The organism is Frigoribacterium sp. PvP032, assembly GCF_017833035.1.
Lineage (GTDB): Bacteria > Actinomycetota > Actinomycetes > Actinomycetales > Microbacteriaceae > Frigoribacterium.
In genome coordinates, this window is sequence record NZ_JAFIBM010000001.1 from 2629068 (window position 1) to 2644018 (window position 14951).

The window sequence follows — 14951 nt, forward strand, 5'->3', positions numbered from 1 at the left end:
GGTGATCAGGCCTGCGCCCTCTCGAGCACGAGCTCGCGGACGCGCGCGGCGTCCGCCTGGCCCTTCATCGCCTTCATGACGGCGCCGATGACGGCACCGGCCGCCTGGACCTTGCCGTCGCGGATCTTCGCCAGCACGTCGGGCTGCTGCGCGAGCGCCTCGTCGATGGCGGCGATGAGCGCGCCGTCGTCCGAGACGACGGCCAGGCCCCGCGAGGAGACGACCTCGGCGGGCGACCCCTCGCCGGCGACGACGCCCTCGAGCACCTGCCGGGCGAGGCGGTCGGTCAGCTCGCCGGACTCGACGAGGGCGATCAGCTCGCTCACGTGCAGGGGCGACACGAGCGACGACGGCTCGACGCCTGCCGCGTTGGCGGTGCGGGCGATCTCGCCGGTCCACCACTTGCGGGCCGCCTGGGGCGACGCGCCGGCCGCGACGGTGTCGACGAGCTCCTGCAGCAGCCCCGAGTTGACGACGTCCTGGAACTCCTGGTCGGCGAAGGCCCACTCGGCCTTGAGCCTGCGGCGCATCGCGACCGGCGCCTCCGGCAGGGCCAGGCGGAGCTGCTCGACGAGCTCGCGCGACGGGACGACGGGCAGCAGGTCGGGCTCGGGGAAGTAGCGGTAGTCGTCCGCGTCGCTCTTCGGGCGCCCGGCCGAGGTGCGCCCCGTGTCCTCGTGCCAGTGCCGGGTCTCCTGCGTGATGGTCCCGCCCGCGGCGAGGATCGCCGCCTGACGCTGGATCTCGTGGCGGACCGCGCGCTCGACCGACCGGAACGAGTTGACGTTCTTCGTCTCGGTGCGCGTGCCCAGCTTCTCCTGGCCGTGCGGTCGAAGCGACACGTTGGCGTCGCAGCGCAGGTTGCCGCGCTCCATCCGCGCCTCGCTGACGCCGAGGCTCCGCACGATGTCACGGATGGTCGAGACGTACGCGGCGCCGAGCTCGGGGCCGAGGGCGCCCGCGCCGATGATCGGCTTGGTGACGATCTCGACGAGCGGGATGCCGGCGCGGTTGTAGTCGACGAGCGAGTACTCGGCGCCCTGGATGCGCCCGGTCGAGCCGCCGACGTGCGTGAGCTTGCCGGCGTCCTCCTCCATGTGGGCCCGCTCGATCGGCACGTGGAACACGGTGCCGTCGGGCAGCTCGACCTCGACCTCGCCCTCGTAGGCGATCGGCTCGTCGAACTGGCTGACCTGGTAGTTCTTCGGGTTGTCCGGGTAGAAGTAGTTCTTGCGGGCGAAGCGCGAGCTCTCGGCGATCGAGCAGCCGAGGGCGAGCCCGAGGCTGATCGAGTAGGTCACGGCCTGCTCGTTGACCACCGGCAGCGAACCCGGCAGCCCCAGGTCGACCGGGGTCACGTTCGTGTTCGGCTCGCCGCCGAAGAAGTTCGGCGCGTCCGAGAACATCTTGGTCTTGGTGCCCAGCTCGACGTGCACCTCGAAGCCGAGGACGACCTCGAACTTCTCGAGCGCCTCGTCGTAGTCCATCAGGTCTGCCTTGGCCATCAGATGACTCCCTCGGTGGCGGCGGTCTGCTCGGTGCTGCTCAGGTCGGGAGCACGCGAGATGAGCGTGTGGCCCCAGCCCTGCTCGAGCAGCTGCTCGACGGCGGCGCCGTAGGTGTAGAGGCGGGCGTCCTCGCGGGCGGGCGCCATGAACTGGAGACCCGTCGGGAGGCCGTCCTCGTCGGCGAGGCCCATGGGCACCGTGATGCCGGGCACGCCCGCGAGGTTGGCGGGGATGGTCGTCAGGTCGTTCAGGTACATCGACAGCGGGTCGTCGGTCTTCTCGCCGAGCGGGAACGCCGTGGTCGGCGCCGAGGGCGAGACGAGCACGTCGACCTTCTCGAACGCGGCCGCGAAGTCGCGCTGCACGAGCGTGCGCACCTTCTGCGCACTGCCGTAGTAGGCGTCGTAGTAGCCCGCGCTCAGGGCGTACGTGCCGAGGATGATGCGGCGCTTCACCTCGGGGCCGAAGCCGGCCTCACGGGTGGCGGCCATGACGTCCTCGACGGTGCCGCGGCCCTCGGGCACGACGCGCATGCCGAAGCGCACGGAGTCGAACTTCGCGAGGTTGCTCGACGCCTCGGCCGGGAGGATCAGGTAGTAGGCGCTGATCGCGTACTCGAAGCTGGGGGCGTCGATCTCGACGACCTCCGCACCGGCGGCCGTCAGCAAGGCGAGAGCCTCCGCGAAGCGCGCCTTGACGCCGGCCTGGAAGCCGTCGCCGGCGAGCTGACGGACGACGCCGACGCGCACGCCCTGCAGGGCGCCCCCGGCCAGGCCGCGGCGGGCGGCGTCGGCGAACGACGGCCACTCGTCGCGCAGCGAGGTGGAGTCGCGGCGGTCGTGGCCCTTGATGACGTCGTGCAGCAGCGCCGAGTCAAGCACGGTGCGGCTGACGGGGCCGACCTGGTCGAGCGAGCTCGCGAGCGCGATGGCGCCGTAGCGGCTGACGCCGCCGTAGGTGGGCTTGACGCCGACGGTGCCGGTGACGGCGCCCGGCTGGCGGATCGATCCGCCGGTGTCGCTGCCGAGGGCCAGGGGCGCCTCGAAGGCGGCGACGGCCGCGGCCGAGCCGCCGCCGGAGCCCCCGGGCACGCGGTCGAGCGACCACGGGTTGTGGGTGGGGCCGTAGGCGGAGAACTCGGTCGACGAGCCCATCGCGAACTCGTCCATGTTGGTCTTGCCGAGCGGCACCAGGTCGGCGGCGCGCAGCTTCGCCACGACGGTCGCGTCGTACGGCGGCACCCAGCCCTCGAGGATGCGGCTGCCGGAGGTGGACGGCATGTCGATCGTGCAGAGCACGTCCTTGACGGCGATGGGCACGCCCGCGAGCGGCCCCATCGCGTCGCCGGCGGCGCGGCGACGGTCGACGTCGGCCGCCGTGGCGAGGGCCTGGTCGCTGACGTGCAGGAAGGCGTGCACGTCGCCGTCGACCGCGGCGATGCGGTCGAGGTGCGCCTGGACGACCTCGACGGACGAGACGTCGCGCGAGGCGAGGCGGCTGCTGAGGTCGTCCGCGCTGAGGCGGATGATCGAGGAGGAGTCGGCCACGGCTACTGCTCCTCGCCCAGGATGGCGGTCACGCGGAACCGCGAGCCGTCGTGGTCGGGCGCGCCCGAGAGCGCCTGCTCGACCGTGAGGGTCTCGCCGACGACGTCGTCGCGGAAGACGTTCGTCAACGGGATCGGGTGGCTGGTCGCCGGGACGTCGTCGGTCGCGACCTCGGACACCTTGGCGACGTTGTCGACGATCTGCCCGAGCTCCCGGGTCATGGTGTCGATCTCGTCGGGGGTGAGGGCGATGCGGGCGAGACCTGCGAGGTGCTCCACCTGTTCGCGCGTGATTTCAGACATGCTGCTCCGTCACGTGGTTCGTCTGGGGTACCGCGGCTGGGGGTACCCGACGATCTTACGGGGCCGCGCCCGGCCCGGCAGGCCCCGGCGACTGCGCCCCGGCGGTCGCGTCCGGCGGGCGTCAGTCCCGCACGTACAGCTCCTGGGGCCGCACGAGCGAGAGGTCGGGCGCCTCCGGGGCGACCGGTCGCGGCTCGCCGGGCTCGCCGTCGACGAGGTCGCCGCGGCCGAGGCCGACGAGGGCCGTGCTGCGCAGGGTCTCGGTGCCGGGCACGAGGTAGGAGTTGTGGCCGTGGGCGGCGGCGAGCGCGCGTCCCGTGTAGCCGTCCGCGCCTCCCCCGGTGTGCAGCAGGACGGCGCCGAAGCCGGCGGTGCCGGGGTCGGCGCCGAAGTACCCGCTGCCGGCGACGGGGTCGAAGCTGCCCGCCGCCGCGTAGACGTCGTGTCCGGTGACGTCGAGCAGGGCCGCGGACGGGACGACGCTGCCCGGCGAGCCGAGCAGCACGAGGGAGTCGACCGACACGGCACCGGAGGACAGGGCGAGCGTGGCCGTCGTCGAGCCGTACGAGTGGGCCACGACCGTGACCCTGGCCGGCGAGGAGGCGCGGGCCGCGTCGAGCCCGGTGATCGCGTCCCCGAGGCGGACGGCCCCGGCCCTCGCGAGGTCGAGCCCGTAGACGTTGGTCAGGTCGGGGGTGCGGTAGCCGAGCCAGGCCACGACGGCGACCTGGTCGAGCCCGCTGCTGTCGGCCCGTGCCAGGAGGTACGTCCAGGAACGCTGCTCGTCGTAGAGCTCGCCGGCCGTGTCGGTCCAGTCGACGAGCTGGCTGCCGACGGTGAAGAACATGCCCGGCACGAGCACGCTGACGTCGTCGGCCGTGTCGAGGTCGCCGACCGAGACGGCCGCGCGCCCTGGCAGCACGGTGTCGAGCGCGACGAGGTACCGGTCGGCGTCGCCGGCCGCACGGCCGCCGAGGGCCGCGGCGACCTGCCCGAGCATGGCCGCGCGGGCGTCGTCGTCCTGTCGCTCGTCCGTGGTGCCCCTGCGTTCGTCGACGGCGGCGCGCGCCGCGACGAGGAACAGCCGGTTCGCCTCGTCCCGGGTCGTGTAGGGCACGCCCTCGAGGTTGCCGACGAGACCGGGCACCCGGGCGACGAGGGTCAGCTGGCGCGACGGAGTGAGGCCGCCCCACCAGGACGCGACCTCGGCGGCGGTCCGGACGGAGGCGACCGCGTCGACGAGCGCGGCCGTGTCGTCGCCGGAGGCGTCCGTCGAGCGGGCGAACTCGTCCAGTTCGTCCTCGCTCGCCGTGGCCAGCGCGTCGAGGCACCCGGCGGGCGACGCTGCTCCGCAGACGTCGGCCAGGACCGGGGACGACCTCGCCTGCGGCACGGCCGGCCTGGTCCGGCCGGTGACGGAGACGGAGACGACCTGGTCGTCGGCAGATCCTGCGTCGCGGTCGGCCGTCGAGGGCTCGGTGCGCGCCTCGGGGCTGACGGCGCCGTGACCCGTCGCGGGCTCGACGATCGGCACCACGACTCCGGAGAGGTGGATCGATGCGGACAGGATGGCTGCGGCGAGGAACAGCACGTCGGGTCTTTCCCTCTCGTGCGCACCCGAGCCACGACCCCCTACAGCCCCGGCCGATGCGCGCCCTCATCGTAAGAGAGCGAGGTGCCGCCTGACCAGGGTTTTCGTCAGTCAGCTGAGGATTCGTCCCCCGAATCGGGGACAGCGAGCCCCGCTGGGCCCTCCTTAAGGAGGACAGCGAACTCGGCGGCGTCGATGATCCGGACGCCGAGCTGCTCGGCCTTCGTCAGCTTCGACCCGGCGCCGGGGCCGGCGGCCACGAAGTCGGTCTTCTTGCTCACGCTGTTGCCGGCCTTGCCTCCCGCCGCGAGGATCGCCTCCTGCGCGCCCTCCCGGCTGAAGCCCTCGAGGCTGCCCGTCGCGACCACGGTCAGACCCGACAGGACTCCCCCGGCCTCGACGGCCGCACCGGGGCCCGGGTGGTCGGGCGTCGTGAGCTGCACGCCCGCGGCGGCCCAGCGCTCGACGATCTCGACGTGCCAGTCGACCTCGAACCAGTCGCGCAGGGCGTCGGCGATGATGCCCCCGACGCCGTCGACCGCCGCGAGCTCGTCGCGGGTCGCGGCACGGATCGCGTCCAACGAGCCGAAGTGGCCGGCGAGGGCCCTGGCCGCGACGGGCCCGACGTGGCGGATGCTGAGGCCGACCAGGATGCGCCAGAGCGGGCTCGTCTTCGCCTTCTCGAGGTTGGCGAGCATCTCGATGGCCGTCTTGGACGGGACGCTCGTCTCGTCGCCGGCGAACTCCGCGGCGTCGGCGTCGAACGAGCCGTCCTTCTTGGCGCGTCGGCGCCGGAACGGCGTGACGAGCTTGGGCACGCCGTCGGCCTCGAGCTTCTCCATGCCCGTCTCGGAGTCGCGCACGACGACCTTGACGGGGAAGATGTCGCTCATCGTCAGGTCGAACAGCCCGGCCTCGGTGCGGAGGGGCGGCGTCGACGGCTCGACGGGCTGCGTCAGCGCCGCCGCGGCTACCTCGCCGAGGCCCTCGACGTCGAGCGACCCGCGCGAGGCGATGTGCTCGACGCGGCCGCGCACCTGCGCAGGGCAGCTCTCGGCGTTGGGGCAGCGGAGGTCGATGTCGCCCTCCTTCGCGGGCCGCAGGGTCGTGCCGCACTCGGGGCACTCGGTCGGCATGACGAACTCGCGCTCGCTGCCGTCGCGGAGCTCGACGACCGGGCCGAGCACCTCGGGGATCACGTCGCCGGCCTTCCGCAGCACGACGGTGTCGCCGATGAGCACGCCCTTGGCCTTGACCACCTGCTGGTTGTGCAGGGTCGCCTGGCGCACCTCGCTGCCCGCGACCTCGACCTTGCGCATCACCGCGAAGGGCGTGGCACGGCCGGTGCGGCCGACGCTCACGACGATGTCGAGCAGCTCGGTGTTGACCTCTTCTGGCGGGTACTTGAAGGCCGTGGCCCAGCGCGGCGCCCGGCTCGTGGCGCCGAGCTCGTCGTGCAGCGCCAGGTCGTCGACCTTGACGACGATGCCGTCGATCTGGTGCTCGACGCTCGACCGGCGCACCCCGTAGTCGCGGATGAACTCGGCGACCTCCGGCACGGTGTCGTAGACCCGGTGGTGCGTCGAGATCGGGAGCCCCCACGAGGCGAGCAGGTCGTACACCTCGCTCTGGCTGTGCACGTCGGTGTCGCGCTCGAGCTCGCGCACGGGCCACGCGCCGATCCCGTGCACGAGCATCCGCAGGCTGCGCAGGCGAGCGTCCATCAGTGCGCGCTTCTCGGGGCTCTTGCCCTCGGCCTTCTGGCGGAGCGAGCCTGCCGCTGCGTTGCGGGGGTTCGCGAAGACGCGCTCGCCTGCCTCGCGCTGCCGCGCGTTGAGCTGGTCGAACTCGGCGACGGGGAAGAAGATCTCGCCGCGCACCTCGACGATCGGCGGGTGGCCGGTGCCCTCGAGCCGCTCGGGGATCGTGCCCATGGTCAGCACGTTGCCCGTGACGTCTTCTCCCACGACGCCGTCGCCGCGGGTCGCGGCCGTGACGAGCACGCCGTGCTCGTAGCGGAGGTTGATGGCCAGCCCGTCGATCTTGAGCTCGCAGAGGAACCGCACGCGCTCGGCTCCGGCGTCGCGCTCGACCTTGCCGGCCCACTCGGCCAGCTCGTCGTCGCTGAAGACGTTGTCGAGGCTGAGCATGCGCTCGGCGTGCTCGACGGGGGCGAACTGCGTGGTCTCGGCCCGGCCGCCCACGGTCTGCGTCGGGCTGTCCGCCTTGAGCAGCTCGGGGTGCTCGCCCTCGAGCTCGGCGAGACGCCGCACCAGCGCGTCGTAGTCGGAGTCGGACGCCGTCGAGGCGTTGCCCTCGTAGTACTGGTCGCGCAGCTCGAGCACACGCGACGTGAGCTGCTCGACCTCGTCACGCGCGGCGGCGAGGTCGTCGGGCGTCGCCTCCGGCACGACGTCCGTCGCGACCGACCCGTCCGCCGCGTTCGTCGCGGCTGCGTCGGCCGCGGGCCCGTCGCTCACGGCACGGGGACCGGAACGGCGCTGACCGTCCGGTCGATCGTGCACTGGCCGAGCACGCGGGTGCCGACGTAGACGACGGCGGTCTGCCCGGGGGCGACGCCGCTGAGGGGCTCGTGGGGAGTGATCACGAGCTCCGTTCTACCCTCGACCACCGACACCCGCGCGACGGCGGGGACCGGGTCGGCGTGCGCCCTGATCTGCACGTCGCAGTCGAACGCCGTCGTGGGGTCGACCGGCGCGCGGCCGGCCCACGTGTACGAGCCGCCGGCGATCTCGGCGATGTCGAGCGCCTCCTTCGGGCCCACCACCACCGTGTTGTCGACCGGTCGCACCTCGAGCACGAAGCGGGGCTTGCCGTCGTCCGAGGGGAACCCGACGTTCAGGCCCTTGCGCTGCCCGACCGTGAACGCGTGTGCGCCCTGGTGCGTGCCGATCGTCGCGCCGGAGCGGTCGAGGATGTCGCCCTGCTCGGCGCCGACGCGCTCCGCGAGCCAGCCCCTCGTGTCGCCGTCGGGGATGAAGCAGATGTCGTGGCTGTCGGGCTTGGCCGCGACGCTGAGGCCGCGGGCGGCCGCCTCGGCACGCACCTCGGCCTTCGACGGCGTCGCGCCGAGAGGGAACATCGAGTGCGCCAGCTGCTCGGCCGTGAGCACGCCGAGCACGTACGACTGGTCCTTCGCCCACGCGGAGGCGCGGTGCAGCTCGCGCTCGCCCTGGTCGTCGGTGACGATGGTCGCGTAGTGCCCGGTGCAGACCGCGTCGAAGCCGAGCGCGAGCGCCTTCTCGAGCAGGGCGGCGAACTTGATGCGCTCGTTGCAGCGCATGCAGGGATTCGGCGTGCGGCCTGCCGAGTACTCCGCGACGAAGTCATCGACGACGTCGAGCTTGAAGCGCTCGCTGAAGTCCCACACGTAGTAGGGGATGCCGATGACGTCGGCGGCGCGCTGGGCGTCCATCGAGTCCTCGATGGTGCAGCAGCCGCGGCTGCCCGTGCGGAGGGTGCCGGGCATCCGGCTGAGGGCGAGGTGCACCCCGACGACGTCGTGGCCGGCCTCGACCGCCCTGGCCGCGGCGACCGCCGAGTCGACGCCGCCGCTCATCGCTGCGAGGATCTTCATCCGTCAAGTGTAAGCAGCCGCGCCGCGGGCATAGTGTGGCGGAGCCATGACGTCGACGCCCTCCCCTGCCTTCTCGTTCCGGTCGGTCGCCCTGTCGGCCTTCCTCCCTGCGGCGTTGTTCGCGATCGGCGAGGGCGCGATCATCCCGATCATCCCTGTCGTCGCGAGCGATCTCGGGGCGACCCTGCCGTTCGCCGCCTTCGTCGCGGCGCTCATCCTGGTGGGCGAGCTGATCGGCGACGTCCCGAGCGGCTGGCTCGTCTCGCGCATCGGCGAGCGCACCGCCATGATCTCCGCCGCCCTCGTGAGCATCGTCGGGCTGCTCACCTGCGTGTGGGCGCCGAACGAGTGGGTCCTCGCCGGGGGCGTGCTGCTGATCGGGCTCTCGACGGCCGTCTTCGCCCTCGCACGGCACGCCTTCATGACGAGCTTCGTGCCGGTCGAGGTGCGGGCGCGGGCCCTGTCGAGCCTCGGCGGCGTCTTCCGGCTCGGGTACTTCGTCGGGCCGTTCCTCGCGGCCGGCACCATCCACCTGACCGGCTCGACCCAGTCGGCGTTCTGGATCCACGTCGCCGGCTGCCTCGGCGCCGCCGTCGTGCTGCTCGTGCTGCGCGACCCCTCCGAGGTGCTCCGCGAGCGCCGGGCGGCGGCGGCGGTCCCCGTCGACGCGCCGACCCCGGGCGAGGCCAAGGTCGCCAAGGAGGCGGAGGGCCTGTTCCGCACGCTCGCCCGCCACCGCGGCGTCCTCGTCAAGCTCGGCAGCGGGGCTGCCCTGATCGGAGCGATGCGGGCCGGCCGCCAGGTGATCCTGCCGCTCTGGGCCGTGAGCATCGGCATCAGCGCCCCGCAGACGGCGCTGATCATCGGCATCGCCGGCGCCGTCGACTTCGCGCTCTTCTACACGAGCGGCCAGATCATGGACCGCTGGGGCCGCCTCTGGAGCGCCGTCCCCTCGATGGTCGGCCTCTCGATCTCGTACCTGGCCCTGTCGTTCACGCACGACCTCGACGCCCGGGTCGGCTGGTTCGTCGCCGTGGCGATGTTCATGTCGCTCGCGAACGGGATCGGCAGCGGCATCCTCATGACCCTCGGAGCCGACCTCGCCGACCGGGCCGATCCGGCCCCGTTCCTCGGCGCCTGGCGCTTCACCGGCGACGCGGGCAGCGCGGCCGCTCCGCTGCTGATCTCCGGGCTCACGGCGGTCGTCTCGATCTCGCTGGCCAGCGGGGTGATGGGCGTGCTGGGACTCGTCGGGGCCGTCATCCTGCTGCGCTACGTGCCGCGGTACTCCCCGCACGTGCCGCGCGAGCTGCGCTGACGCCGAGCCCGCGCCTCCTCGTGCTCGTCGGGCCCGTGCTCGTCGATACACTCGGTCCTGCCCGCGGGAGTGGTGAAACTGGCAGACACGCAGGATTTAGGTTCCTGTGCCTTCGGGCGTGAGGGTTCAAGTCCCTTCTCCCGCACGACACACGCGATCAGCACGGTGCTGTCCAGGTGACGAAGGTCACCGCCGACCCTGCACCGAGCGCGAGTACCCTGAGCCTCCCGGCACCTCGAGAAAGAGACCCATGCTGCCCCTGGCGACCATCTCGTGGCTCGACCCCGAGTACCTCCTGTCGGCGTTCGGCCCCTGGGCCGTGCTCGGCGTCTGCCTGCTCGTCTTCGCCGAGACCGGGCTGCTGATCGGGTTCCTGTTCCCCGGCGACACCCTGCTGATCATCACGGGCATCCTCGCGGCGACCAACCCCGGCGCCCTCGGCCTGCCGATCTGGCTGATCGCGATCTTCATCGGGATCGCCGCCTTCGCCGGCGGCGAGCTCGGCTACCTGATCGGCCACAAGATCGGGCCCCGCATCTTCGAGCGCAAGGAGAGCGGGCTGTTCAGCAAGGCGAACGTCAACCGGACGAACGCGTTCTTCGAGCGCTTCGGCCCGCTCGCCGTGATCATCGCCCGCTTCGTCCCCGTCGTCCGCACCTTCGCGCCGATCATGGCCGGCGTCGGGCACATGAGCTACCGGCGCTACTCGCTCTACAACGGCATCGGGGCGATCGTCTGGGGCTTCGGCGTCACCATGCTCGGCTTCGGGATCGGCCACATCCCGCCCGTCGCCGACTTCGTCAGCTCGTACATCGACCTGATCCTGCTCGGCGCGGTGCTCGCGACCCTGATCCCCGTGGCGATCCACTACCTCCACGGCGTGCACACGGCCAAGAAGCACGAGGCCGACGGCACCGCCCCCGACGCGCAGGTCGACACCTCGGCCGTCGAGTCAGCACCCGCCGAGGTCCCCACCGGCCAGACGCCGACCCAGGCCTGACCGCCTCCTCATTCAGGAACATCGATCCTGATCCCCGCGGATCAGGTGCCGATGTTCCTGTCTGCTGCAGCGTTCAGGAAGCCCGGCGAGCCGCCTCCTGGATCAGCCACGCCCGGTCCGGCGGCGGCGGTCAGCCCGCGAGGGCCGCCACGTGCGGCGCGATCGCGCGGAACGCTCGCGAACGGTGGCTGACGGCGTTCTTCTCGTCCGGGGTGAGCTCGGCCGCGCTGCGGGTCTCGCCCTCGGGCCGGAAGACCGGGTCGTAGCCGTGTCCGCCCGTGCCGACCCGCGCCTCCAGCACCTCGCCCGGCCACTCGCCTTGCTCCACGAGCTCGCGGGCGGCGACCGTGCCGTCCGCCGACGCGGGGACGACGAGCGCCGCCGCGCAGGAGAAGTGGGCGGAGCGGTCGGCCGCGCCGACGAGGTTCGCCAGCAGCAGGTCGATGTTGTCGTCGTCGTCCCGCGTGCCGGCGTACCGGGCCGAGTGGATGCCGGGCGCGTCGCCGAGGGCGTGGGCCGAGATGCCGCTGTCGTCCGCCAGCGCCGGCAGCCCGGTGTGGGCCGCCGCCGCCCGGGCCTTGATCAGCGCGTTCGCGGCGAAGGTGTCGCCGTCCTCGACCGGCTCGGGGCCGTCGTAGGCGACCAGCTCGACGCCGGGCGCGGTCTCGGCCAGCAGCAGCCGCAGCTCGCGGACCTTGCCCTGGTTGTGCGTGGCGATGACGACCTGCGTCACGCGCCCAGCACCTCCTGCTGGAGGGTCGTCAGGTCGGCCCCGCCGGCGACGGCCAGGTCGAGCAGCTCGCCGAGCTCACGACGGTCGAAGGGCGCGCCCTCGGCCGTGCCCTGCACCTCGACGAACAGGCCGGAGCCCGTGACGACGACGTTCATGTCGGTCTCCGCGCGGACGTCCTCGACGTAGGCGAGGTCGAGCAGCGGGACGCCGTCGACGATGCCCACGGAGACGGCGGCGACGCTGTCGGTCAGCGGAGTCGCCTTCTGGGCGATGAACTTCTTCTCGCGGCCCCACTCGATCGCCTGGGCGAGCGCCACGTAGGCGCCCGTGATGGCCGCGGTGCGCGTGCCGCCGTCGGCCTGGAGGACGTCGCAGTCGAGCACGATCGTGTTCTCGCCGAGGGCCTTGGTGTCGACGACCGCCCGCAGGCTGCGCCCGATCAGCCGCGAGATCTCGTGGGTCCGACCGCCGATCTTGCCCTTGACGCTCTCGCGGTCGTTGCGCGAGCCCGTGGCGCGCGGCAGCATCGCGTACTCGGCCGTGACCCAGCCCTTGCCCTTGCCGGCCAGCCAGCGCGGCACCCCGTTGGTGAAGGAGGCGGTGCACAGCACCTTCGTGTCGCCGAACGACACCAGGGCGCTCCCCTCGGCCTGTGCGCTCCAGCCCTTCTCGATGGTGACGTGCCGCAGCTGGTCTGCGCGGCGGCCGTCGGCGCGGACGAGGTCGGTGGTGGTCTCGGTCATGGTGTCTCCCCTGGTCGGGTCGGTCTGGTCGGTCTGGTCTGGTCCATCTGGTCAGGTCAGGTGCGCGGGCTGCCCGCGCGCAGCCCGTCCGGCAGCTCGATGGCGCCGGTCTCGAGGTGCCCGACGCGCGACACCTCGGGCCCGAGGAAGCGCTTCGCGAGCCTGAGGAAGGCCCCCTCGTCGGCGCCGGTGGCCTCGAACTCGTACCGCGGGACGCTGTCGGCGGGCGCCTCGAGGTCGTGGTCGACGAGGGTGCGGTAGACGTCCGCGGCCGTCTCGTCCGCGCTCGAGACGAGCCGCACCTCCGGCCCCATCACGTACTGGATCGCCGCCGACATCAGCGGGTAGTGGGTGCAGCCGAGCACGAGGGTGTCGACGCCGGCCTCGCGGAGCGGCGCGAGGTACCCGGCGGCGACCTGGCGGAGCTCGGGGCTCGAGGTGTCGCCCGCCTCGACGAACTCGACGAACCGCGGGCACGCCTGCGTGAAGAGCTGCAGGTCGGCGGCCGCCGCGAAGGCGTCCTCGTAGGCGCGCGAGCGGACGGTGCCCTCGGTGCCGATGACGCCGATGCGCTTGTTCCGCGTCCGGCCGACGGCGGACCGGACGGCGGGCTGGATCACCTCGACGACGGGGATCCCGGCACCCGTCGTGTAGCGCTCGCGAGCATCGCGGAGCACGGCCGCCGAGGCGGTGTTGCAGGCGATCACGAGCAGCTTGACGCCCTGGGCCACGAGGTCGTCCATGACGGCGAGCGCGTACTCGCGCACCTCGGCGATGGGCTTCGGGCCGTAGGGAGAGTGGAGGGTGTCGCCCACGTAGAGCACGGACTCGCGCGGCAGCTGGTCGATGATCGCCCGTGAGACGGTCAGGCCGCCCACGCCGCTGTCGAAGACTCCGATGGGTGCGTCCGTCACGGTCGTCGAGCCTACCCGGACGGAGGCGCGCCGCAGCCGGGTGCCCTGGTCGCGACGCCCCGCCCCGCCTAGGGTGGGCTCGTGACCAGTGCCCTGCTGACCGACCGCTACGAGATCACGATGGTGGAGGCGGCCCTCAAGGCCGGCACCGCCGACCGACGATGCGTGTTCGAGCTCTTCGCCCGCCGCCTCCCCCAGGGTCGCCGCTACGGCCTCGTGGCCGGCACCGGGCGCTTCCTGTCCGAGCTGACACAGTTCAGGTTCGGCGACGCCGAGCTCGCCTGGCTGCGCGACGGCCACGTCGTCGACGACCGCACCGTGGACTGGCTCGCCGACTACCGGTTCTCGGGCGACATCCGCGGCTACGCCGAGGGCGAGGTCTACCTGCCGGGCTCGCCCCTGCTCGTCGTCGAGTCGACCTTCGCCGAGGGCGTGCTGCTCGAGACCCTCGCGCTCAGCGTCTTCAACTACGACTCCGCCGTGGCCAGCGCCGCCGCCCGCATGGTGTCGGCGGCCGACGGCAGGCCGCTCGCCGAGATGGGCTCGCGCCGCACCGGCGAGCGCAGCGCCGTGGCGGCGGCACGAGCCGCCTACATCGCGGGCTTCCGCGCCACGAGCAACCTCGAGGCAGGGCGCACCTGGGGCGTCCCGACGATGGGCACCGCCGCGCACGCCTTCACCCTGCTGCACGACAGCGAACGAGAGGCCTTCGAGGCCCAGGTGGCCAGCCTCGGGCCCGGCACGACCCTGCTCGTCGACACCTACGACATCCCGGAGGCGGTGCGGACGGCCGTCGAGGTCGCCGGCACCGGCCTCGGGGCCGTCCGCATCGACAGCGGCGACCTGCCGGCACTGGTCTCGCAGGTGCGCGGCCAGCTCGACGACCTCGGCGCCACGGGCACGAAGATCACCGTGACGAACGACCTCGACGAGTACACGATCGCGGCGCTGCGCGCGGCGCCCGTGGACAGCTACGGGGTCGGCACGTCCGTGGTCTCGGGCTCTGGCCACCCGGCCGCCGGGATGGTGTTCAAGCTGGTCGCCCGACAGGGCGGCGACGGCGAGTGGGTGTCCGTCGCGAAGAAGTCCGCGGACAAGGCGACGATCGGCGGCCGCAAGGCGCCGGTGCGCGTGCTGGTCGACGGCGTCGCGACGACCGAGCTCGTCCGCATCGGCGACGGGACGCCCGGCGACGGCGAGGAGCGACCGCTGCTCGTCCCGCTCGTCACCGGCGGTGTCGTCGACGAGCGCTGGACCGGGCCGCAGGGCGTGCAGCGCGCCCGCGATCACCGTCAGGCCGCTGTCGACGAGCTGCCGCCGAGTGCGTTCCGCCTCGGGCGTGGCGACCCCGTGCTGCCGACCGTCTACGAGTGAACGGGCGCCGTCGGCCGCCGGTCCGCCCCTGCCTGAGGGACGGTGCGGACTACTCGGACTTCATCTTCTCGTAGACCTCTTTGCAGGTCGGGCACACCGGGAACTTCTCGGGGTCGCGTCCCGGCGTCCACTTCTTGCCGCAGAGCGCCTTGACGGGCTTGCCGCTCAGCGCGGACTCCATGATCTTGTCCTTCTTCACGTAGTGCGAGAAGCGCTCGTGGTCGCCGGGGTCGACCGCGTCCTCGGTGAGGAGCTTCTCGAGCTCGCGGTCCATGACGTCGAGTCCGCCGCCTGTCTGTGTGTCGCTCATGGCGACCATCGTA

Annotated in this window: 13 protein-coding genes and 1 tRNA gene; 4 read left to right on the top strand and 10 right to left on the bottom strand. The window is 72.6% G+C overall.

What is annotated here, in order from left to right:
- Window positions 1-5: 5 nt before the first annotated feature.
- The 6 genes from gatB to mnmA form a co-directional block, all read right to left on the bottom strand.
- Window positions 6-1505, bottom strand: coding sequence for an Asp-tRNA(Asn)/Glu-tRNA(Gln) amidotransferase subunit GatB (gatB, locus tag JOE35_RS12080; RefSeq protein ID WP_209561273.1), 1500 nt, complete (start codon window positions 1503-1505; stop codon window positions 6-8).
- Window positions 1505-3055, bottom strand: a complete 1551-nt coding sequence (gene gatA / locus JOE35_RS12085; protein WP_209561274.1) for an Asp-tRNA(Asn)/Glu-tRNA(Gln) amidotransferase subunit GatA — start codon at window positions 3053-3055, stop codon at window positions 1505-1507. Before gatA ends, gatB begins: the two co-directional genes overlap by 1 nt.
- A 2-nt stretch (window positions 3056-3057) precedes the next feature.
- Window positions 3058-3357: an Asp-tRNA(Asn)/Glu-tRNA(Gln) amidotransferase subunit GatC gene (gene gatC / locus JOE35_RS12090; RefSeq protein ID WP_209561275.1), complete on the bottom strand. Its 300-nt coding sequence runs from the start codon at window positions 3355-3357 to the stop codon at window positions 3058-3060.
- 121 nt (window positions 3358-3478) lie between these two features.
- A complete protein-coding gene (locus JOE35_RS12095; RefSeq protein WP_209561276.1) occupies window positions 3479-4948 on the bottom strand; it encodes an alpha/beta hydrolase in 1470 nt (489 codons plus the stop codon).
- A 107-nt stretch (window positions 4949-5055) separates the two neighbouring features.
- Window positions 5056-7359, bottom strand: a complete 2304-nt coding sequence (gene ligA / locus JOE35_RS12100) for an NAD-dependent DNA ligase LigA (protein ID WP_209562045.1) — start codon at window positions 7357-7359, stop codon at window positions 5056-5058.
- Between the two features lie 65 nt (window positions 7360-7424).
- Window positions 7425-8546 carry a tRNA 2-thiouridine(34) synthase MnmA gene (gene mnmA, locus JOE35_RS12105; protein ID WP_209561277.1) on the bottom strand — a complete coding sequence of 374 codons (1122 nt, stop codon included), beginning with the start codon at window positions 8544-8546 and terminating at the stop codon, window positions 7425-7427.
- Window positions 8547-8592: 46 nt separating this feature from the next.
- On the opposite strand from mnmA, the gene JOE35_RS12110 reads away from it, so the two are divergent.
- The 3 genes from JOE35_RS12110 (at window position 8593) to JOE35_RS12120 (ending at window position 10864) form a co-directional block, all read left to right on the top strand.
- Window positions 8593-9864 (top strand): MFS transporter, encoded by a 1272-nt coding sequence (locus tag JOE35_RS12110; RefSeq protein ID WP_209561278.1) that lies wholly within the window; start codon window positions 8593-8595, stop codon window positions 9862-9864.
- A 63-nt stretch (window positions 9865-9927) separates the two neighbouring features.
- A tRNA-Leu gene (locus tag JOE35_RS12115) sits at window positions 9928-10009 on the top strand.
- A 105-nt stretch (window positions 10010-10114) separates the two neighbouring features.
- Window positions 10115-10864 (top strand): DedA family protein, encoded by a 750-nt coding sequence (locus JOE35_RS12120; RefSeq protein WP_209561279.1) that lies wholly within the window; start codon window positions 10115-10117, stop codon window positions 10862-10864.
- Window positions 10865-10994: 130 nt separating this feature from the next.
- Here JOE35_RS12120 and JOE35_RS12125 read toward each other — a convergent pair whose 3' ends face one another.
- The 3 genes from JOE35_RS12125 to murI are packed head-to-tail and all read right to left on the bottom strand — an operon-like array spanning window position 10995 to window position 13254.
- On the bottom strand, window positions 10995-11597 hold the full coding sequence (locus JOE35_RS12125) for a non-canonical purine NTP pyrophosphatase (RefSeq protein ID WP_209561280.1): 603 nt from the start codon (window positions 11595-11597) through the stop codon (window positions 10995-10997).
- Complete coding sequence (gene rph / locus JOE35_RS12130) at window positions 11594-12340, bottom strand: ribonuclease PH (RefSeq protein WP_209561281.1); 747 nt, start codon at window positions 12338-12340, stop codon at window positions 11594-11596. Before rph ends, JOE35_RS12125 begins: the two co-directional genes overlap by 4 nt.
- Window positions 12341-12396: 56 nt before the next feature.
- Window positions 12397-13254, bottom strand: coding sequence for a glutamate racemase (gene murI, locus JOE35_RS12135; protein ID WP_209561282.1), 858 nt, complete (start codon window positions 13252-13254; stop codon window positions 12397-12399).
- A gap of 120 nt (window positions 13255-13374) precedes the next feature.
- Here murI and JOE35_RS12140 point away from each other — a divergent pair, with 120 nt between their 5' ends.
- Window positions 13375-14628 carry a nicotinate phosphoribosyltransferase gene (locus JOE35_RS12140; protein WP_245186653.1) on the top strand — a complete coding sequence of 418 codons (1254 nt, stop codon included), beginning with the start codon at window positions 13375-13377 and terminating at the stop codon, window positions 14626-14628.
- A 49-nt stretch (window positions 14629-14677) separates the two neighbouring features.
- Here JOE35_RS12140 and JOE35_RS12145 read toward each other — a convergent pair whose 3' ends face one another.
- Window positions 14678-14938 (bottom strand): DUF3039 domain-containing protein, encoded by a 261-nt coding sequence (locus JOE35_RS12145; protein ID WP_209561284.1) that lies wholly within the window; start codon window positions 14936-14938, stop codon window positions 14678-14680.
- Between the last annotated feature and the right edge of the window lie 13 nt (window positions 14939-14951).

Bases quoted from the DNA above. Each gene is read 5' to 3' on its own strand.
- gatB (WP_209561273.1), bottom strand. From the start codon at position 1,505: ATGGCCAAGGCAGACCTGATGGACTACGACGAGGCGCTCGAGAAGTTC.
- gatC (WP_209561275.1), bottom strand. From the start codon at position 3,357: ATGTCTGAAATCACGCGCGAACAGGTGGAGCACCTCGCAGGTCTCGCC.
- mnmA (WP_209561277.1), bottom strand. From the start codon at position 8,546: ATGAAGATCCTCGCAGCGATGAGCGGCGGCGTCGACTCGGCGGTCGCC.
- JOE35_RS12110 (WP_209561278.1), top strand. From the start codon at position 8,593: ATGACGTCGACGCCCTCCCCTGCCTTCTCGTTCCGGTCGGTCGCCCTG.
- JOE35_RS12120 (WP_209561279.1), top strand. From the start codon at position 10,115: ATGCTGCCCCTGGCGACCATCTCGTGGCTCGACCCCGAGTACCTCCTG.
- rph (WP_209561281.1), bottom strand. From the start codon at position 12,340: ATGACCGAGACCACCACCGACCTCGTCCGCGCCGACGGCCGCCGCGCA.
- JOE35_RS12140 (WP_245186653.1), top strand. From the start codon at position 13,375: ATGGTGGAGGCGGCCCTCAAGGCCGGCACCGCCGACCGACGATGCGTG.
- JOE35_RS12145 (WP_209561284.1), bottom strand. From the start codon at position 14,938: ATGAGCGACACACAGACAGGCGGCGGACTCGACGTCATGGACCGCGAG.